The following is a 19146-nucleotide window of genomic DNA, read 5'->3' as shown; positions in this document are numbered from 1 at the left end:
CCTTATCCTGATCCCCATCCCAGTCTGAGGAGCCACAGTGGCTGAGCTGCACGTCGAGTTGGTCGCCGCCGACCGCAAGGTCTGGTCGGGCCAGGCCAGCCTGGTCGTCGCGCGCACCTCTTCGGGTGACATCGGCGTCATGCCCGGGCACCAGCCGCTGCTCGGTGTGCTGGACTCCGGCCCGGTCACCATCCGTACGACGGGGGAGAGCGGCGACGGCACCGTCGTCGCCGCCGTGCACGGCGGCTTCATCTCCTTCTCCGAGAACGAGCTCTCGATCCTCGCCGAGATCGCGGAGCTCACCGACGAGATCGACGTCGAGCGTGCCGAGCGCGCCCTGGAGCGTGCGAAGGAGGACGCGGACGCGCACGCCGAGCGTCGCGCCGACGTCCGTCTCCGCTCGGTGACGGCGGTGCGTTGATGTATTGGCGGGGCTGATACGACGGGTACGACACTCAGCCGCGGACGGCACTGGCGAATCGAACTGTGTTCGCCGGAGCCGTCCGCGGCTGTAGCCATACAGGTGGGGTTGCCGGGCCCGCGGGGAACGGCGCCCGCGTCGTCCCTCGCGGGGCGGCGGTTCGAGACTCGGCGAGGAGGTCGGTGAAGATGGTCCTCGCTCTGCTGCTGTGCGGCGCGGTCGTTCTGCTGGTGGGGGGGGGGGGGGGGTTGTTCGCCTTCGGAGTGGGGCGGCGGCTGATCCAGCGCACCGGCGGCACCTTCGACTGCAACCTGCGCTGGGCGGTCTCCGAGCAGGAGGCGGCCGAGCCGACGGGTACGGGGTGGGCGTACGGCGTCGCGCGCTACAACGGTGACCGGATCGAGTGGTTCCGGGTCTTCTCGTACGCGCCGCGTCCGAAGCGGTTCCTCGTCAGGGGCGGAATCGAGGTCCTGGAGCGCCGACTGCCGCAGGGCGAGGAGGAGTTGGCGCTCCTCTCCGACGCCGTGATCCTCGCGTGCGCGCTCCACGGGGTGCGGGTCGAGCTGGCGATGAGCGAGGACGCGCTCACCGGCTTCCTCGCCTGGCTGGAGGCGGCGCCGCCGGGGCAGCGCGTCAACGTGGCCTAGGGGGCCGCTCGTTCGGGTCGTCATCGGCGCCCGGCACGATCCCCCACTCCTGCGCCAACACCGCCGCCTGTGTGCGGCTCCGCAGGTCGAGCTTGGCGAGCAGCCGGCTGACATGCGTCTTCACCGTGGCCTCCGCCATCGAAAGCGCCTGCGACACCTCCGAGTTGGAGAGACCCTCGCCGAGCCGGGCGAGCACCTCGCGCTCCCTCCTGGTCAGCTCCGCCAACCCCTCCGGCTCTCCCGCGGGACCCTCGGGGGAGGTGAGGGCGAACTCCGCGATCAGACGCCGGGTCACCGCCGGCGCGATCATGCCTTCGCCCGCGGCGACCGTACGCACGGCAGAGACGACCGTGGACGCCTCGCTCTCCTTGAGGAGGAACCCCGAGGCGCCGGCGCGGAGCGCGCCGAAGACGTACTCGTCGAGGTCGAAGGTGGTGAGTACGAGGACGTCCGCGAGGTGCTCCGCCGCGATCAGCCGGGTGGCGCTCACCCCGTCGAGCCGCGGCATCTGCACGTCCATCAGGACGACGTCGGGGCGCAGTTCGCGGGCGAGGCCCACGGCCTCCTCCCCGTCGCCCGCCTCCGCCACGACCTCGATCGGCGGGTCCCCCCGCGCTCCCCTGAGGATCAGCACGAGCCCCGCGCGCACCGCCTGCTGGTCCTCCGCCACGAGCACCCGGACGGTGCGCTCCGCTTCGGCCTCGTTCACCTTCGCTCCTCTCCTGCGACGGGCAGCCGTGCCCATACCTCCCAGCGTGTTCCCCCCGCGTCCGGCCCGACCTCCAACTCCCCGCCGAGGAGCGCCGCTCGCTCGCGCATGCCGACGAGCCCTGCGCCGGCGCCCGGGGCGCGCGGTCCAGTTGCGTGCGCGTCGTCCCGCTGTATCGCGCTGGTGACGTGGACGGTGAGCGCCGACTCCGGACGCGGCCGTACGAGCCGGACGGTGACCTCGCCGGGCGCCGCGTGCTTCAGCGCGTTGGTGGCCGCCTCCTGGACGATGCGGTACGCGGCGAGCTCGACCGGGGCGGGGAGCGGTGCTGCCGAGGTGCGCTCGTCCTTGAGCACGAAGGTGAAGGACTCGGCCGTCTCCGGGGCGGCGCTCGCGCGGCAGCGGGCGAGGAGCGCGTCGAGCGCGTCGAGGCTCGGCGAGGCCGTGGGGCTCTCGTCCGTGCCCTCCGCGTCGCGGAGGAGGCCGATGAGCCGCCGCATCTCGGTGAGCCCGCGGACGCTGTTCTCGCGGATGACGCCGAGCGCCTGCTGTGCCGCCTCTGCGGCCCGCCTGCCGTCGCCTTCGGCGTCCTCCCGCCCGTCGGCCGCCGCCTGCGCCGCCGTGGCGTGGATGGCGATCGCCGAGAGGTGGTTGGCGACGACGTCGTGGAGCTCCCTCGCCATCCGCGCCCGTTCCTCCTGGACGGCCTGGTTCCGGTCGAACTCCGCGAGCAGCGCGGTCTGTTCGGCGCGCAACCGCTCCGCTGCCGCCGCCTCCCTGTGGTCGCGCAGCAGCAGCCCCGTCCACGCGGGCGCCACGGTGAGGCCGGCGCAGAGCGCCCCGAACAGCAGCACCTCCCCGGGCGGGACGAGCGCGAGGAGGACCAGGACGGCGGCGACGGAGAACGCCACGCTCGCCCTGGTGACGACGCGGCCCGACCGGGGCGAGCCGTACAGGACGGAGGCGTAGACGACGTCGGTGAAGAGGATCACCGTGGGCAGGAACGTGCCCATCGTCGCGTCCGCGATCTGTGCGAGGACGGCGAGCAGCAGTACCCACGGCTGCGCGGTCCTGCGGCCGAGCGTCGCGAGGCACATGGCGGCGAGCGGCAGGAGGACGAGCGCGCCGTGCCGCTCCTGCGCGTCGCCGAGTGCGCCGAGGCCCCAGAGCGCGAGGCCGAACGCGAGGCCGGCGGCGGCGATGAGGACGTCGTCGCGGGCGGGCCGGCGTCGGAGGAGGTGCATGGGGGCCTTCCGCGGGGAGGTGCGGGCGCCGGACCAGCGTAGGAGGCGCGCGTCCTCGCCGCCTCGGCTTTCGGGACCAGCCGGGCGCCGGTCGGGTAGGTCGAAGTATGCAGTGCGGGTCGGCAGGGATCGGCTGGCGAGACGATGCGCGCGGCGGGCGCGGAGCCGGAGCCTGGGTGCGTAGGGCTTGGTTCTGCGAAAGGGGCAGTGTTGATCGTCACGCTCGTCGTCATCTCCGAGGTCGGGTTCTGGGTGCTGCTGGCAGCCGGGTTGGGCCTGCGGTACGGGCTGCGCAGGCGCCGTGCGGGGGCCGTCGTGCTGCTGATGGAGCCGGTGCTCGAAGTGGTGCTGCTCGTCGCCGGCGTCGTCGACCTGGGGCGCGGCGCCGAGCCCGACTGGAAGCACGGACTCGCCGCCGTCTACCTGGGGTTCACCGTGACGCACGGGCGCTACGTCGTCGCCTGGGCCGACGGGCACGCGGCGCACCGGCTCGCGGGCGGGCCGCGCCCCGCGAAGCCGCCTCGGTACGGCAGGGCGCGGGCCGTCCACGAGTGGAAGATGGGAGCGCGGGCGATGGGCGGCGCTGCGATCGCCGCCGTGCTGCTCCAGGGGGCGATCTGGTACGTCGGCGATCCGGCGCAGGCTGCCCCGCTGCGCGACTGGCAGACGAAAATGGCCTTCGTCGCGGGCATCTCGGCGCTGATCGCGGTAAGTTACACGATCTGGCCGAAGCGGGCGCCGCAAGACGCGGACGTACCGGCCGACAGGTGAGGGCTCAGCCGAGCAGTGCAGCCACCGGAACGAGGCAGAGCGGGGAGAGGGCCGTGGAGAGGAGTATCGCCTCGCGCGCCAGGCGTACGCCGGTGCGGTAGTGGGAGGCGTAGGTGAAGATGTTCTGCGCGGTGGGGAGCGAGCAGAGCACGACGGCGGCGAAGAGCTCGGCCCCGTCGAGCCCGAGCACCAACGCCCCGGCCGCCCAGGCGAGTACGGGCTGCACCACCGTCTTCAGCCCCACGGCGACGAGGACGGCTCCGCGCTCGGGGCCTCGCGCGGGCGCGGCGCTGCCGTGGAGCGAAATGCCGAAGGCGAGCAGCATCGCGGGCACCGACATGGCGCCGACGAGCTCGAAGGGCTCGCGCACCGGTTCGGGGATGCGGAGTCCCGTGGCGGCGACGGCGACGCCGAGGAGCGAGCCGAGCACCATGGGGTTGCGCAGCGGCCCGCTCAGCCGCCGCGCAAGGCCGCGGCGGGGTTGCTGCGCGGCGCGTCCCTCGGGGTCACCCGTGGCGTCGAGGACCGTCAACGCCAGGGGACCGACGACGAGTTGCTGGAAGAGCATCACGGGCGCCGCGAGGGAGGCGTCCCCCAGGACGTAGGCGGCGACGGGGATGCCGAGGTTGCCGGCGTTGACGTAGCACGCCGAGAGGGCGCCTATCGTCGAGCCGCCCGCCGGCCAGCGGCGCAGGGCGGCGAGGGCCGCGTAGAGCGCGGCGACCGCTGCCGTGGAGAGGGCCATCGCCAGGAGCGGCCCCGAGGCGAGGAGGCCGAGGTCCGCCTCGGAGAGCATCGCGAAGAGCAGCGCGGGCGTGGCGATGTGGAACGCGAGGCGCGTGAGCACCTCGCGTCCGCCGGGGCCGAGGAGTGCGTACCTGCCGAGGAGCCAGCCGGCGGCGATCACCGCCGCGATCACCCCGAACCCCGAGATCACACCGCCCACTTCGCCTCCCTGCGGTCGCGGGGCGGGCCGGGCGCGGAGGGGCTCAGCGCTCTCCGCCGGGGACCCAGAGCACGTCGCCCGTGGCCTTGTTGGCGATGCGGGCGAGGATGAAGAGCAGGTCGGAGAGGCGGTTGAGGTAGGTGGCCGTGAGTGCGTTCATCGTGTCGCCGTGCACCTCCAGGGCGGCCCAGGTGGAGCGCTCGGCGCGGCGTGCGACTGTCGTCGCCTGATGGAGGAGGGCTGCTGCCGGGGTGCCGCCGGGGAGGATGAAGCTGCGGAGCTTCTCCAGTTGGGCGAGGAAGCGGTCGCAGTCCTCCTCCAGCCTGTCGACGTACTCCTGCTCGACGCGGAGCGGCGGGTACTCGGGGTTCTCCTTCACGGGCGTGGACAGGTCGGCGCCGACGTCGAAGAGGTCGTTCTGCACGCGGACCAGGACCTTGCGCACCTCCTCTTCGAGTTCGCCGAGTGCGAGGGCGGTGCCGATGACCGCGTTGGCCTCGTTGGCGTCGGCGTACGCGGTGATCCGCAGGTCCGTCTTGGGGGTACGGCTCATGTCGCCGAGCGCGGTCGTGCCCTTGTCGCCGGTCCGGGTGTAGATGCGCGTCAGATTGACCATGCGACGAGGGTAGCCACCCTGCTCGGGTGCGCCCCAGGTGGCTTCCCCCGGCGGCCCCCGGTGCGGTACCCCTTTCGGCCCGGCGGCCGCCTCGTTCCAGGGGCCCAACGTCCCCTGTACGCGGGGTTCTTCGCCCCTACGGAGGGGGAGTGCGTCGCAGCGAGCATGGACGGTGCCGAGGGGGCGGGGGTCGCCGCCCGACTCCGTCCCCCTCGGCTTCCGTACGTGTGCGCCCCACCGCGGGCGGTGGACGGGCGGCCGGCGGGTCCGGCCGCCGAGAGGCATGGTGAGTCGGCCGGTGAGCGCCATCGAGGAATCCCGGGTCGCGGAGGAGTGTCCGCGCCAAGTCGAGGGGCAGCGGCCGCGGCGTGCGTCCGTCGTCGAGTGGTTGACGACCACCGACCACAAGCGGATCGGCACCCTCTACCTCGTCTCGGCGCTCGTCTTCTTCGCCGTCGGCGGGGCGCTGGCGCTGGTGATGCGCGCCGAACTCGCCAGGCCGGGCACGCAGATCATGTCGAACGAGCAGTTCAACCAGGCGTTCACGATGCACGGCTCGATCATGCTGCTGCTCTTCGCGATGCCCCTCTTCACCGGGTTCGCCAACTGGCTGATGCCGCTCCAGATCGGCGCTCCGGACGTGGCGTTCCCACGACTGAACATGCTCGCCTACTGGCTCTTCCTCTTCGGTTCGCTCATCGCCGCGAGCAGCTTCCTGACGCCGGCGGGACCACCGGACTTCGGCTGGTTCCTCTACGTGCCGCTCTCCGACGAGGTCCACTCGCCGGGGCTCGGCGCCGACCTGTGGATCATGGGCGTCGCGCTCTCCGGCTTCGGGAGCATCCTCGGCGCCGTCAACTTCATCACCACGATCCTGTGCATGCGCGCACCCGGGATGACGATGTTCCGGATGCCGATCTTCACCTGGAACGTGCTGCTCACCGCCCTGCTCATCCTCATGGTCTTCCCGGTGCTCGCGGCGGCGCTCCTCGCGCTGGAGACGGACAGGCAGTTCGGCTCGCACATCTTCGATCCGGCCAACGGCGGGGCGCTCCTGTGGCAGCACCTCTTCTGGTTCTTCGGCCACCCCGAGGTGTACGTCCTGGCGCTGCCCTTCTTCGGGATCGTCAGCGAGGTGATCCCCGTCTTCAGCCGGAAGCCGATGTTCGGCTACGTCGGCCTCATCGCGGCGACGATCGCGATCGCAGGGCTCTCCGTGACGGTCTGGGCCCACCACATGTACACGACGGGCGGGGTCCTGCTCCCCTTCTTCTCGTTCATGACCTTCCTCATCGCCGTCCCGACCGGGGTGAAGTTCTTCAACTGGATCGGCACGATGTGGAAGGGGTCGCTGAGTTTCGAGACGCCGATGCTCTGGGCGACCGGCTTCCTCGTGACCTTCCTCTTCGGCGGGCTCACGGGTGTTCTCCTCGCCTCGCCTCCGCTCGACTTCCACACCTCCGATTCCTACTTCGTCGTAGCGCACTTCCACTACACGCTCTTCGGAACGGTCGTCTACGCGATGTTCGCCGGATTCCACTTCTGGTGGCCGAAGTTCACGGGCAAGATGCTCGACGAGCGCCTCGGCAAGATCACCTTCTGGACGCTGACGGTGGGCTTCCACGCGACCTTCCTCGTCCAGCACTGGCTCGGTGCCGAGGGCATGCCGCGCCGGTACGCGGACTACCTCGCCTCGGACGGCTTCACCCTGCTCAACACCGTCTCGACGATCGGCTCCTTCCTCCTCGGCCTCTCCCTGCTGCCGTTCGTCTACAACGTCTGGCGGACGGCGAAGTACGGGAAGCGGGTCGACGCCGACGACCCCTGGGGATATGGGCGTTCGCTGGAGTGGGCGACCTCCTGCCCGCCGCCGCGCCACAACTTCCGCTCGCTGCCGCGGATACGTTCCGAGTCGCCGGCCTTCGACCTCCATCACCCGGAAGCCGAGCAGCAGGACGCCGTGGCGCACGCCGGCGCCTCCGCGCTGCCCGGCGGGTGGTGAGCACGGTGGGCGACGTGCTTGCGCTCGGTGCCGCCGCCGTCACCGCCTCGGGCGCCGTCTGGTATCTGCCCGCGCTCTGCGTCCTCCGCTCGGGCGCCGACCGCCCCGTGTCGGCGCGGCTCGCGGCCGGCGGGTGCGTACTCGGCTGGGGGACGGGCGCCGTGCTCGCCGCCTTGCTCTTCCTCGGCGCCGCGCGCTCGCTCGTCGGGTGGGCCGCGGGTGCGGGGGCCGCGGCGTGCGCTCTCCTTCACCTCGTTGCCGCCGTGGCGCGCAGGCGGGAGCGGCAGGAGGCGGGCGTGTGGTGGGCGGCGCTCGGTGCGCGTGCGGTGGGCGGCGTGCGCTCGCCTGAACGTGCCTTTCTGGGCAGCCTGTTGACGGGGCTGCTCGTGGCGGCTGTGGTGGCGGGGATGCTGCTGTCGCAGGGAGAGCCGTCCGTCGGGCAGGTCGTCGCGGCGGGGGTCGTCGCGGGTGCCGTGGTGCTCGGGTTCCTCTCGCTGGCGATGGCGCGTGCCCACCACGTGCGGCGGACGTGACGGGCGCTGCCCGGCGCCCCGCGTACGCCGGGCAGCGCGGATCTCCCTGCTGTGCACATACGTTGGCGCCCGTGTGCCGTTCCGAGGGGCGGAGACGGTGGTTCGTGTGCGACGCCTGTGGCCCAGCGGTGTGACGTCCGCCATGTGAGACGTGATACGTGTCTCTTCCCTGCCCACGCACCGCGGATAACCAGTAATGTCCGCTCAACGGACGCTGCGTCAAAGGTCCGTTGGCGCCCGAGGCCGTTCGGGCGCACCGCACCGACGGCGAGCTCTCGGGGATCGGCCCCCGGCCGCCGCACCGTGGTGCGTCGCAGCCGTGCCGTGGGATGACATCGTGCCGCAGACACGTACACGCACAGACGAGCAGAGGTGAATGCCGTGGCGAAGAAGCTCGCCGTCGTCGGAGCCGGACTGATGGGCTCCGGAATCGCACAGGTCTCGGCGCAGGCCGGCTGGGACGTGGTACTCCGCGACGTGACGGACGAAGCGCTCGCCCGCGGCAGGGACGCGATCAGCACCTCGCTGGAGAAGTTCGCCGCGAAGGGCAAGCTCTCGACCGACGAGGCGGAGGCGGCGCTCGCGCGCATCACCACCAGCACCGAACTCGACGCGGTGGCCGAAGCGGACGTCGTCGTCGAAGCGGTCTTCGAAAAGATCGAAGTGAAGCGCGAGATCTTCGCCGCACTCGACCGGCTCGTCCGCGAGGACGCGGTGCTCGCCTCCAACACCTCGGCGATCCCCCTCACGAAGATCGCCGCCGCCACCGAGCGGCCCGAACGCGTCGTCGGCACGCACTTCTTCTCGCCCGTCCCGATGATGGCCCTCTGCGAGCTGGTGCGTGGACACCTGACGAGCGACGAGACGCTCGCCGCCGCGCGCTCCTTCGCGGAGTCCGTCGGCAAGACCTGCATCGTCGTCAACCGGGACGTCGCCGGCTTCGTGACGACGCGGCTGATCTCCGCGCTCGTCGTCGAGGCGGCGAAGCTGGAGGAGTCGGGCGTCGCCTCGGCCGAGGACATCGACACCGCCTGCCGGCTCGGCTTCGGGCACGCGATGGGCCCGCTCGCCACCACCGACCTCACGGGCGTCGACATCCTGCTGCACGCCACCGACAACATCCACGAGGAGTCGAAGGACCCCAAGTTCGCGCCGCCCGAGTCGATGCGCCGCATGGTCGACGCCGGCGACCTGGGACGCAAGAGCGGCCGCGGGTACTACACCTACTGAGGCTCCGGCCTTCCGGCAACCCCTGTTCCCGGCCTGGTGACCGCGTGCCGGGACAGCGGGGAGGCGCCGCCAACTGCTCACCCTGCCGGGTGAAATCGGCGCCGGATCGCGCACGATCGGCAACTTCGCTGCCGCCCGGGCAGTCAGTTGTGATGGGACAACAGACGGAGAAGGTCGCATGGGCCGAGCACGGGTACGGCCGGCAGCAGCGAGAGAGCGGGGAGCGAATATGCACATCAGGGGCGACCACGCCGAGCTGGTCGTCGGGGGCCGCCTCGACGTACGCAGCGCCGCGGACGCCCGTACGGTCCTGCACTCCGCCGTCGACTCGGGCGACGGCGACCTCGTGCTCGACCTCACCGAACTCGACTCCTGGGACGCGACGGGGCTCGGCGTCATCATGGGGGCGCACCGCAGGGCGGGCAGGTGCGGCCGGAGGCTCGTGCTGCGCGAGGTGCCGCCGCAGATGCAGCGCCTCCTCGTCGCCACCCGGCTCCACCGCATCCTGGCGATCGAGGGCGCGGAACCACCGGCGGCCGATCCCTCGCTCCTCTCCCAGCAGTAGGCCCGTCGCCCTCGAGAGGGCGGGAGTTCACTCGATGGTGGGGCAACTCGGCGGCATTGCGGGCCGGTTCGCCCGCTCGGCCGCCGGCGAAGCGGCCCGCGTCCTGGGGCGGCGGTGGGGGAGCCGTGCGCCGCGCCGCTGGGCACGGCTCTGCTCTGCTCCCATCCGCCCTTCGGAGGCGGTTTGTTGCGGAGAGATAGCGGACGAGTCGGCACCGTGGGCGCTGTCGGGGGGTGGCGATAGTGTGCCTGCACGGTACGAGGAGACGGCATCGGACGTGCTGCCCGGGGCAGGGGCAGCCCTGTGGAGGCGCCGTGTGCGCAGAACGCGACTGGGGGCACGAGCATGGAGCAGGAAGGCGGCCGCTTCGGCGGCGCGGGGTCGGCCGCGGGCGGCGGGGGACCGGGGAAGGGCCCTGCCCGGATCGTCCAACTCGTCGCCGGTGAACTGCTACTGACGGTCAACCCGGTCGACGGCAGCGAGGTCGAGCCCTGCCCGCCCGGCATGCGCCCGTCCTCTCCGACGAAGCTGCCGGCCGCCGAGCGCTCCGCCGTACCCGGGCAGGCGGGCCAATCGCCGCTCCTGGAACGGGAGGAGGAGCGCAGCCGGCTCGCCGGACTGCTCTCGTGCGGCCGCTCGGTCCGTGTCACAGGCGCCCCCGGCTCCGGGCGCACGGCCCTCCTCGACGCGGTCGCCGGCGACGTCGCCGGGCTGCCGCCCGACGGCGTCGTCCGCCTCAGCGGCCACCACCGCACGGCCCGCGATCTCGAACACGCCCTCTACGCGGCGGTCTACGACGCTTTCGGCCATCGCCCCGAACCCTCCGAACTCCACGCCGCGCTCGGCCGGATCGGGGCGATCGTCCTCGTCGACGATCTGGAGTTCGGCCAGGAGGCGCTCGAGTCGCTGCTGAGCCACACCCCCGAATGCGCCTTCCTGCTCTCGGCGTTGCCCGGTACCCCCGCCCCCGAGCCCGCCTCGCACGTCGAGGAGGTCCCGCTCGAAGGGCTCAGCCGCACCGCCTGCCTGGAGCTGCTCGAGCACGCCGTGCAGCGCCCGCTCCTCGATGCGGAGGCCGACTGGGCCTCGGGCCTCTGGCTCTCCTCCGAAGGCAACGTGCGCACCTTCGTCCAGGCGGGCGCGCTGCTGCGGCTGGGCGGGGGAGGGGTGCCGGCCGAAGGGCCGCCGGCGCGCCAGGTCGTCGCCGCGCTCCCCGAGTCCGCGCGCGAAGTCCTGCGGTACGCCCTCGCGTTGGAGGGCGAGGTGCCCCACTATTCGCACCTCCCCGCCCTCACAGGCTCGGACGACGCCGACGACACCCTCACCGACCTCCGGGACGCCGGCCTCGTCTCGCCCGTCGGTGGGCACTTCCGCCTCGCCGCCGGTGTCGCCGAGCAGCTCACCGAGGCGGGGTACGCGGAAGGCAGCGGCGCACGTGCCCTCACAGCGGCGCGTCACTACGGCTGGTGGGCGGGCCATCCCTCCGTCACGCACGAGCGCGTCACAGCCGAGGCCGATGCGCTCCTCGCCGCCCTCAAGGGCGCGCAGCGCGACGGCGCTCCGAGCGCCGCGGTGCTCCTCGCCAGGGCCGCGGCCCCCGTACTCGCCGCCGGGCTCCGTTGGGGCGATTGGGAGCGGATTCTCCGGGGAGGCCAGGAAGCGGCCCGGATAGCCGGAGAGGTCGCCGAAGAGGCGTACTTCCACCACGAGTTGGGCGTTCTCGCCCTCTGCACGGGTCAGCCGGAGAGAGCACGTGCCGAGCTGGAGGCGTCGATCGGGCTCCGCGGGGTCCTCGCGGACCAGCGCGGCACCGTCGCAGGCAGGCGCGCGCTCGCGCTCGTCGCCGATCGCCTCCTCGCCGAGGCGGCCGGGCCCGCGGACGCGGCCGGGGAGCCCTCGCCGGCGAGTACACCACCCACCGGGGTCGCCTTTGTCGCCGAGCGGATTCCGCCGCCCGCCGCCGACCACACCGCCGGCGCCCCCACGGCAGGCACGCGTGTGAACCTCTCGGCGGGGGAAGCCCCCGAGTCGGAGAAGAGCCAGGGCCCTGCGCCGAAGGGGAGCCGGAGGAACCTGGTGGCGGCGGGCGCGGGCGCGGTGCTCGTCGCGGTCCTCGGGACTCTCGTCACCCTCGGCAGCACGGCGGGCGACGGCGACCCGGACTCCGTCCGGCCGCGCCAGTCGACCTCGCAGCAGGAGGGCGACGAGCAGCCGGCCGCCGACGATTCCCCGGTGGAGGAGCAGTCGGACCGCTCGAGCAGACCCGTGCGACCCGTCGAGTCCTCGACGCAGGACGGCGGTTCGGACAGCCCCAGCACCAGCGCCTCTCAACCCTCGGAAGAGGACGAAGACGACCGCTCCTCCACGAAGGAGGCCCCGAGCTCCTCGGACGACGGTGGCGACAGCGGTGGCGGCGGTCGGCCCTCCTCGCCGAAAGACCCGCCGACCTCACCTGACGACCCGACGACGTCCCCGGACGACCCACCGTCCTCCCCGGACGACCCCCCGACCTCCCCCGACGACCCGGACCCGTCCGCCCCGGAGGACGACGGACCGGACTCCAGCTCCTCCGCCGGGGAGTCGGGGACCTCTTCCGCCCGCAATGTCCAACCGTCGGCCTCCGAGGTCTCGATGGTTTGAGTCGGATTGGGGCGGTCGGCGGACGGTCGGGCGTTGTTGTCCGACGGGGGGAGGCTCGGCCGGGCTCAGGGTCGGGTGTGCCGCCCCAACAAGCCTTGCCGTAACGAGCTTGGCGGGCTCGGTGGACACAACGGCCTGTCCCTGCCCCGGCCGACCGTGGCCGCCGGGCCGCCCGAACCCGGGCGGCCGGACGTCGCCGTACGATCCCCGCGGCCCCGGGCGACCGGTCCTCCTGCCCCGCCCGACCCTCAGGCCGCCCGGTGCCGCCGTGCGTGGTGCGAGGCGAGGATGTCCCGGTAGCGGTGGCCGCTTCCCTTGATCGTCCGCTGCTGCGTCGGATAGTCGACGTGCACGAGGCCGAAGCGCTTCTCGTACCCGTACGCCCACTCGAAGTTGTCCAGCAGCGACCATGCGAAGTATCCGGCGAGCGGCACCCCTTGGCGGACCGCATCGGCGCACGCCGCCAGGTGCTCCTCGAGGTACCTGGTCCGCTCGGGGTCGTCGATCTGCCCGTCGGGCCCCACGGTGTCCTCGTAGGCGGAGCCGTTCTCGGTGACGTATATCCGGCGCGCGCCGTAGTCGTCGGTCATCCGCCGGAGCGTCCGCGTGAGCCCCTCCGCGTGCACCTCCCAGCCCATCGCGGTACGCCGCGCATCCTCCGCGACCACCTGCGCGGCGTACGGGAGTTCGCCCCCCGGCGCGTCGGCGAGGACGTTGCGGAAGTAGTAGTTGAGCCCCAGCCAGTCGAGGGGAGCGGCGACCGCCTCCAGGTCACCGGGGCGCACGGGCGGCTCGACGCCGTACAGCTCGACCATGTCGGCGGGGTAGCCGCGCCCGTGGAGCGGGTCCAGCCACCAGCGGTTGGTGTGCCCGTCGGCCCGCCTCGCGGCGGCGATGTCCGCCTCGTCGTCGCTCGCAGGCGTGTGGTCGGAAAGGTTGTTGACGATGCCGATCCGCGCGTGCGGCACGGCGGCGCGCAGCGCCTGCACCGCGAGACCGTGTCCGAGGAGCAGGTGGTGCGAGGCGGGGACGGCAGCCCGGATGTCGGCGATCCCGGGCGCCATACGTCCTTCCAGGTGCCCGATCCAGGCCGAGCAGAGCGGCTCGTTGAGCGTCGCCCACTCGGTGACGCGGTCCCCGAGCCGCTCCGCCACGACCTGCGTGTACGCGGCGAAGCGCTCCGCCGTCGCCCGCTCGGGCCAGCCGCCCCTGTCCTGGAGCGCCTGCGGCAGGTCCCAGTGGTAGAGCGTGGGGAAGGGCGTGATGCCGGCTTCGAGGAGCGCGTCGACGAGCCGGTCGTAGAAGGCGAGCCCCTTCGGGTTGACGCCGTCGCCGTCCGGCATCACGCGCGGCCAGGCGAGCGAGAACCGGTAGGCGTCGACGCCGAGTCGGCGCATCAGCGCGATGTCCTCCGGCCACCGGTGGTAGTGGTCGCACGCGATGTCACCGGTGTCGCCGCCGGCGACCATGCCGGGCGTGTGCGAGAAGGTGTCCCAGATCGACGGGGCGCGCCCGTCCTCGGCCACGGCCCCTTCGACCTGGTAGGCGGCGGTGGCGACGCCCCAGACGAAGTCCTCGGGGAGAGCGCTGAGTTGCTCGGGGTGCTCGGCTTGCACGGTGGTCCTTTCTTGCGGCGCCCACCGCGGCGCTGTGCGCTGCGGCGAACACCGTTGCCTGAGGGGTCACTTGACGGCGCCGGCGGTGAGCCCGGCGACGAGGTACCGCTGGAGGAGCAGGAAACCGGCGACCACGGGCACGCTCACCACGAGCGAGGCGGCCATCACCTGGTTCCAGTAGACCTGGGTCTGCGTGGCGTAGCCCTGGAGGCCGATGGAGAGCGTGCGGGTGACGTCGTTGGTCATCATGGAGGCGAAGAGCACCTCGCCCCACGCGGTCATGAACGAGTAGACGGCGACGGCGACGATCCCCGGCACGGCCGCCGGGACGACGACCCGGAAGAGCGCACCGACCGCCCCGCAGCCGTCGACGAGCGCGGCCTCGTCGAGGTCGCGCGGGATGGAGTCGAGGTAGCCCACGAGCATCCAGATCGAGAACGGCAGCGTGAACGTCATGTACGTGAGGATGAGTCCGCCGCGCGACCCGTAGAGCGCGATCCCCGTCGCGTTGCCGATGTTGACGAAGAGGACGAAGAGCGGCAGCAGGAAGAGGATGCCGGGGAACATCTGCGTGGAGAGGACGGTGACGGTGAAGAGCCGTTTGCCGCGGAACCGGTACCGGCTCACCGCGTACGCGGCGAAGACCGCGACGACCACGGAGCAGGCGGTGGCGGCGAGCGAGACGATCAGCGAGTTCATGAAGTACTTCGCCAGCGGGACCGTCTGCCAGATGTCGATGTAGGGGCGGATCGTCAGACCGCTCGGAATCCACCGGAACTTGCCCGTGACGTCCTGCAGCGGCTTCAGCGAGGAGCTGATCATGACGTAGATCGGCACCGCGGAGAAGACGGCGAGGAAGGTGAGCAGGATGCGCCGCGTCCAGAGGAACGACGCGGGCGGTGCGTTGGGGGAGCGCCGGGCAGGCGCGGGCGTGCGCCGTCGCGCTTCGGTGGCGCCCTCGGTCGCGCTAGACATCGGCACCCCTCTTCTTGCGGGACGTCGCGAGCAGGTAGCCCGCCGTCACCAGCAGCAGGAACAGCACCAGGAGTACGGACATGGCGGCGCCGGTGCCGAAGTCCCAGGTGAGGAAGGACGATTTGTAGATGTAGAGGGAGATGAGGTTCGCCGCCTCCGGGGCCGCCTTACCGAAGAGCATGAACGGCACGTTGAAGTCGTTGAACGTCCACAGGAAGAGGACGAGCAGCAGCACTTGGTTGACGGGGCGGAGCGAGGGAAGCGTGATCTTCCTGATCTGCTGCCAGATCCCGGCGCCGTCGATCGCCGCCGCCTCGTAGAGGTCGCGTGGGATGTTCTGGAGCGCGGCCGTGATGATCAGGAAGGCGAAGGGCCAGGTACGCCAGACGGAGACGACGACGAGCGAGAGGAAACTGTTTCCGCCGATGAGCCAGAACGAGGGCTCGTCCGTGAGCCCCAACTGCTCGTGGAACACGTGGTTCACGAGGCCGTTGTCCCGCTGGAGCATGAACGACCAGGTGATGACGGCGGCGTAGACGGGGAGCGCGTACGGGGTGAGGAAGAGCGCACGCAGCACACCGCGCCCCCGGAAGGCGTCCTGCATGAGGATCGAGGCGCCCGCCCCCAGCACCCAGGCGAGCCCGACGGCGAGGATGGTGAACGCGCAGGTGACGCCGAAGGACTTGAGGAGCGCCGCGCCCACGGACCCGTCGAAGTCCACGGCGACGCGGAAGTTGTCGAGCCCGCGCCAGGGTGCGTCGCCCCAGTGCCGCAGGTACTCGTTGGTCAGCTCCCGGAAGCTCATCACCACGCCGACGGCTATCGGCACCAGGTGGATGAGGAGTTCGAGGACGAGGGCGGGGAGCAGCAGCAGGTAGGGCAGGCCGCCGCGGCGTATCCGCGCGGAGAGGAACCGCCGGAGGCCGCGCCGGGCCGGCGGCCCGCCGCGCTCCCCGCCGCCCGGTGCCGACGGTGCGGCGCTGCTCGGTGTCTCGGTGGCTGTCATCGCCTTCGGCTCACTTCTGCATCTGCTGCTGGGCCTTGGTGAGCCGCTGCTTCACCGCTCCCTCGGTCACGGTGCGACCGGCCGCGGCGTCGGCGAAGAGCTCCTTCATCGCCGTCCCGACGAGCGTCTCGAACTGCGACTCGTTGGGCACCTGCGGAAGCGGGGCCGAGGAGTTCGACAACACCTCGCGGAGTACCTTCTGCTCGTGCTTTCCGAAGGCGGCGTCCTGCTGTGCGGGCTTCACCGGCGGTATCGAGCCGTAGGTCTCGTTGAGGATCTTCTGCTCGGCGTCGGACGTCATGAACTTCACGAACTCCATGGCACCGTCGTGGTTGTCGGTGTTCTCGAAGACGGCGATGTTGATGCCCGCGACCATCGAGTTGACGGCGTCCTGCTGCCCCTCCTGCACGGGGATCGGCGCGACGCCGTACTCGTCCTCCTTCATCCCCAGCGGCTTCAGGGTGCTGCCCGCGGCCTGCCAGAGCATCATGGCCGCCTTGCCGGTGGCGACGTCCTTGATCGTCTGGTTCTGCGCGTACTCGGCGTTGCCGGGGGCCGCGACCTTGTCGTTCGCGAGGAGGTCGATGTACTGCTTGACGCCCTTGACGTTGCCGGGCTTGTCGAAGGTGGGGTTGCCCTCGGCGTCGAAGAAGTCGGCGCCGTGCTGCTTGGCGAAGATGAAGGCGTGGTGGGCGTTCTCCACCGGGTTCCCGCCCTCGACCGCCACGCCGTAACGGCCGTCCGAGGTGAGCTTCTTCGCCGTGGCGTCGAACTCCTTCCAGGTCTTCGGAGGGCCGTCGATCCCGGCCTTCTCGAACATCTCCTTGTTGTAGTAGAGGGCGTAGGAGAGCGAGTAGAGCGGGACGGCGGACGGGGGCTCGCCCTTGGCGCCGGCGGCGGCGACCGCGCTCGGCTCGAAGCGGTCCCGGCCGCCGATCTTCTCGAAGTTCTCCTTGTTCCAGGGGAGGAGCCCGCCGCTGGACTGGAGCGAGGACGACCAGGTGTTGCCGATGTTGAGCACGTCGGGGCCCTGACCCGAGGAGGTGGCCGCGAGGATGCGGTCGAGGAGGCTGTCCCAGGGGATCACCTCCAGCTTGACCTTGATCCCGGTCTTCTTCTCGAACTTCTTCAACTCGGGGGTGAGGATCTTCTTGTCGGCCTCGACGCTGGGGCCCTGGTTGCTCGCCCAGTAGGTGAGCGTCTTCGGGTCGTCGTTGCTGCTGCCGTCCGTGGTGGTCCCGCCGCCGCACGCGGTGGCGGTGAGCGCCGTGGTGAGGGCGGCTGCGGCGGCGAGGCGCCCGCGGCTCCTGCTGCTTCTGCTCATGGTCGTCTGCCCCTCTCAGGGGAAGCTCACTTAAGTAACTGAAGGCGGAACACCCTTAATTCGCGCAGTGAGTTAATTATTGAGAGAAGAGCGCGTCAAGAGGTGGGACATGGGCCGACGGGCCGTCAGGCCGCCCAACTCGCCCTGCGAGCAGGGGAGTCGACGGAGTGCGCGCCGGTGACCTGCGGCGCGGGGCGTGGGAGCGTTCCCGGACTCGGAGAGGTAACAATGAGAGCGCTCTCCGACGGCAGCCTCCCCGCCGGGTGTCGCTCACCGGTCGACTGCGGGCAGCCGAAGGCTGCTTGGGGGTCCAGGAGCGGGACGCGGGCGCGGGTGCGTCAGAAGAGGCGGAGCTTGTCGTCGTCGATGCCGCGGAGCGCCTCGTAGTCGAGGACGGCGCAGTCGATGCCGCGGTCGGTGGCGAGTACGCGGGCCTGCGGCTTGATCTCCTGCGCGGCGAAGACACCGCGGACGGGCGCAAGATGCGGGTCCCTGTTGAGCAACTCCAGGTAGCGGGTGAGCTGTTCGACGCCGTCGATCTCCCCGCGGCGCTTGATCTCGACGGCGACCGTGGCGCCCTCCGCGTCCCGTCCCAGGATGTCCACGGGGCCGATGGCCGTGGGGTACTCGCGCCGGACGAGGGTCCACCCCTCGCCCAGGGTCTCCATCCGGTCCGCGAGGAGCTTCTGGAGGTGCGCCTCTACGCCGTCCTTGACCAGACCCGGGTCGACGCCGAGTTCGTGGGAGGAGTCGTGGAGCACCTCCTCCATGGTGATCACCAGCTTCTCGCCCGCCTTGTTCTCCACCGTCCAGCGGTCCTCGGCCTCCTTGAGGGTGCACGGCGGGGACATCCAGTTGAGCGGCTTGTACGCACGGTCGTCCGCGTGCACGGAGACCGAGCCGTCGGCCTTTACCAGGATCAGCCGCGGGGCCGAGGGCAGATGGGCGGTGAGCCTCCCCGCATAGTCGACGGAGCAGCGGGCGATGACGAGACGCATGGTCGGCAACGCTACTCGAACTCCCCCTCGGCGCGCGATCCGCCCTCTCGGCCGGCGAGGGCTCCGGAGGAGCGGCGCGTGGGCGCGGTGCGGTGCGCGACGTTCTTGGAAGGGTGCGTTCGGTAATGGCGCGAGTATTCCCATTCGCATGGTGCGTCATCTCTGCGCGTCCTACGGTAAGCAGCGGGGACGTTGCCGTACGGGGTTGCGTGACTACGCGGTGCGGTGTGTCCTCCGGTCCAGCCCCCATTGCTCCCCGGCACGGGGGCGTCCCGACCCGCCTGTAGCTCCGCCGCGGCCGGTCGGGGGCCGTATCCCTAAGAGACCCGGCCCGGGGGCCGGGGCTGTGAGAGGAGAAGCCATGTCGCTCGATGTTCCACCTGCGCTTCTTGAACAGGCCGAGCGCGGTGAGGTGGATGAAGCGGCTTTCGTCGACTGCGTCCGCACCTCTCTCCCGTACGCCTGGGAGATGGTCAGCTCGCTGGTCGCTCAACTGAAAGTGGACGGCGGAGAGTTCGCCGACAACCAGACCCCTCCGCCGGACGAGCAGGCGCGCGGCCAGTTGCTGCGCGCTCTCGCCAGCAACGCGATCCGTGGCGCGCTGGAGCGGCACTTCGGTGTACGTCTCGCCTTCCAGAACTGCCACCGGGTGGCGGTCTTCCCGCTCGACTCGGCGGTGGACGACAGGCTGGCGCGCTTCACCTCCGTCCGCGGGCAGGTGCTCAACCAGTCCCCGGAGCTGCGTGACTGCTGAGCGTCCGCCAGGATGATCCGGCCGCGCCCCCCGGCTCCGTGCCGGCGGACGCGGTCGGACAGGGTCGGGAGTGGTTCCCCGCGGGGCGGGAACCTCCTGGTCCGGCTGCCGTTCCGGCGGTCGCGGGCCCAACGCCCGTACCGTCAGGG

At 71.6% G+C, this 19146-nt stretch carries 18 protein-coding genes; 9 read left to right on the top strand and 9 right to left on the bottom strand.

The features are described 5' to 3' along the window. Nucleotides 1–37: 37 nt before the first annotated feature. Together F603_RS0105295 and F603_RS0105290 are read left to right on the top strand one after the other, a co-directional pair. Nucleotides 38–421: a F0F1 ATP synthase subunit epsilon gene (locus F603_RS0105295; protein WP_019544977.1), complete on the top strand. Its 384-nt coding sequence runs from the start codon at nucleotides 38–40 to the stop codon at nucleotides 419–421. A 188-nt stretch (nucleotides 422–609) separates the two neighbouring features. Beyond that, entirely contained in the window at nucleotides 610–1068 is a 459-nt protein-coding gene (locus tag F603_RS0105290) for a DUF2550 domain-containing protein (protein WP_026328165.1), read from the top strand. Here F603_RS0105290 and F603_RS0105285 read toward each other — a convergent pair. Next, nucleotides 1055–1813: a response regulator gene (locus F603_RS0105285; protein WP_245600688.1), complete on the bottom strand. Its 759-nt coding sequence runs from the start codon at nucleotides 1811–1813 to the stop codon at nucleotides 1055–1057. The genes F603_RS0105290 and F603_RS0105285 overlap by 14 nt on opposite strands. Then, on the bottom strand, nucleotides 1774–3021 hold the full coding sequence (locus F603_RS0105280) for a sensor histidine kinase (RefSeq protein WP_019544974.1): 1248 nt from the start codon (nucleotides 3019–3021) through the stop codon (nucleotides 1774–1776). Before F603_RS0105280 ends, F603_RS0105285 begins: the two co-directional genes overlap by 40 nt. Nucleotides 3022–3231: 210 nt before the next feature. On the opposite strand from F603_RS0105280, the gene F603_RS0105275 reads away from it, so the two are divergent. Continuing rightward, entirely contained in the window at nucleotides 3232–3792 is a 561-nt protein-coding gene (locus F603_RS0105275) for a hypothetical protein (RefSeq protein ID WP_026328164.1), read from the top strand. Between the two features lie 4 nt (nucleotides 3793–3796). Here F603_RS0105275 and F603_RS0105270 read toward each other — a convergent pair whose 3' ends face one another. Together F603_RS0105270 and F603_RS0105265 are read right to left on the bottom strand one after the other, a co-directional pair. Next, complete coding sequence (locus F603_RS0105270) at nucleotides 3797–4738, bottom strand: AEC family transporter (RefSeq protein ID WP_019544972.1); 942 nt, start codon at nucleotides 4736–4738, stop codon at nucleotides 3797–3799. A gap of 43 nt (nucleotides 4739–4781) precedes the next feature. After that, the gene (locus F603_RS0105265) at nucleotides 4782–5354 is read right to left on the bottom strand and encodes a cob(I)yrinic acid a,c-diamide adenosyltransferase (protein WP_019544971.1); all 573 of its coding nucleotides are present in this window, start codon (nucleotides 5352–5354) and stop codon (nucleotides 4782–4784) included. 298 nt (nucleotides 5355–5652) lie between these two features. On the opposite strand from F603_RS0105265, the gene ctaD reads away from it, so the two are divergent. The 5 genes from ctaD to F603_RS0105240 all read left to right on the top strand — a co-directional run bounded on the left by ctaD (nucleotide 5653) and on the right by F603_RS0105240 (nucleotide 12324). After that, a complete protein-coding gene (ctaD, locus tag F603_RS0105260; protein ID WP_019544970.1) occupies nucleotides 5653–7356 on the top strand; it encodes an aa3-type cytochrome oxidase subunit I in 1704 nt (567 codons plus the stop codon). Between the two features lie 5 nt (nucleotides 7357–7361). After that, a complete protein-coding gene (locus F603_RS35510; protein WP_019544969.1) occupies nucleotides 7362–7889 on the top strand; it encodes a hypothetical protein in 528 nt (175 codons plus the stop codon). Between the two features lie 381 nt (nucleotides 7890–8270). Further along, on the top strand, nucleotides 8271–9119 hold the full coding sequence (locus F603_RS0105250) for a 3-hydroxyacyl-CoA dehydrogenase family protein (protein WP_019544968.1): 849 nt from the start codon (nucleotides 8271–8273) through the stop codon (nucleotides 9117–9119). 229 nt (nucleotides 9120–9348) lie between these two features. Further along, nucleotides 9349–9684, top strand: a complete 336-nt coding sequence (locus F603_RS0105245) for an STAS domain-containing protein (RefSeq protein WP_016907372.1) — start codon at nucleotides 9349–9351, stop codon at nucleotides 9682–9684. A gap of 345 nt (nucleotides 9685–10029) precedes the next feature. Beyond that, on the top strand, nucleotides 10030–12324 hold the full coding sequence (locus F603_RS0105240) for an ATP-binding protein (RefSeq protein ID WP_019544967.1): 2295 nt from the start codon (nucleotides 10030–10032) through the stop codon (nucleotides 12322–12324). Nucleotides 12325–12572: 248 nt separating this feature from the next. Here the strand turns inward: F603_RS0105240 and F603_RS0105235 are convergent, their stop codons facing one another. The 5 genes from F603_RS0105235 to nucS all read right to left on the bottom strand — a co-directional run bounded on the left by F603_RS0105235 (nucleotide 12573) and on the right by nucS (nucleotide 18243). After that, a complete protein-coding gene (locus F603_RS0105235) occupies nucleotides 12573–13940 on the bottom strand; it encodes a GH1 family beta-glucosidase (RefSeq protein ID WP_019544966.1) in 1368 nt (455 codons plus the stop codon). A 66-nt stretch (nucleotides 13941–14006) separates the two neighbouring features. After that, nucleotides 14007–14915, bottom strand: coding sequence for a carbohydrate ABC transporter permease (locus F603_RS0105230; protein ID WP_019544965.1), 909 nt, complete (start codon nucleotides 14913–14915; stop codon nucleotides 14007–14009). After that, nucleotides 14908–15921, bottom strand: a complete 1014-nt coding sequence (locus F603_RS0105225) for a carbohydrate ABC transporter permease (RefSeq protein ID WP_019544964.1) — start codon at nucleotides 15919–15921, stop codon at nucleotides 14908–14910. Before F603_RS0105225 ends, F603_RS0105230 begins: the two co-directional genes overlap by 8 nt. Before the next feature lie 10 nt (nucleotides 15922–15931). Further along, nucleotides 15932–17245: an ABC transporter substrate-binding protein gene (locus F603_RS0105220; protein ID WP_019544963.1), complete on the bottom strand. Its 1314-nt coding sequence runs from the start codon at nucleotides 17243–17245 to the stop codon at nucleotides 15932–15934. Between the two features lie 338 nt (nucleotides 17246–17583). Next, on the bottom strand, nucleotides 17584–18243 hold the full coding sequence (nucS, locus tag F603_RS0105215; RefSeq protein WP_019544962.1) for an endonuclease NucS: 660 nt from the start codon (nucleotides 18241–18243) through the stop codon (nucleotides 17584–17586). 361 nt (nucleotides 18244–18604) lie between these two features. On the opposite strand from nucS, the gene F603_RS0105210 reads away from it, so the two are divergent. Then, nucleotides 18605–18997 (top strand): SCO5389 family protein, encoded by a 393-nt coding sequence (locus F603_RS0105210; RefSeq protein ID WP_019544961.1) that lies wholly within the window; start codon nucleotides 18605–18607, stop codon nucleotides 18995–18997. Nucleotides 18998–19146 lie beyond the last annotated feature (149 nt).

This window comes from Streptomyces sulphureus DSM 40104 (assembly GCF_000381025.1).
Taxonomy (GTDB): domain Bacteria; phylum Actinomycetota; class Actinomycetes; order Streptomycetales; family Streptomycetaceae; genus Streptomyces; species Streptomyces sulphureus.
This window is presented reverse-complemented; position numbering and strand designations above follow the sequence as displayed.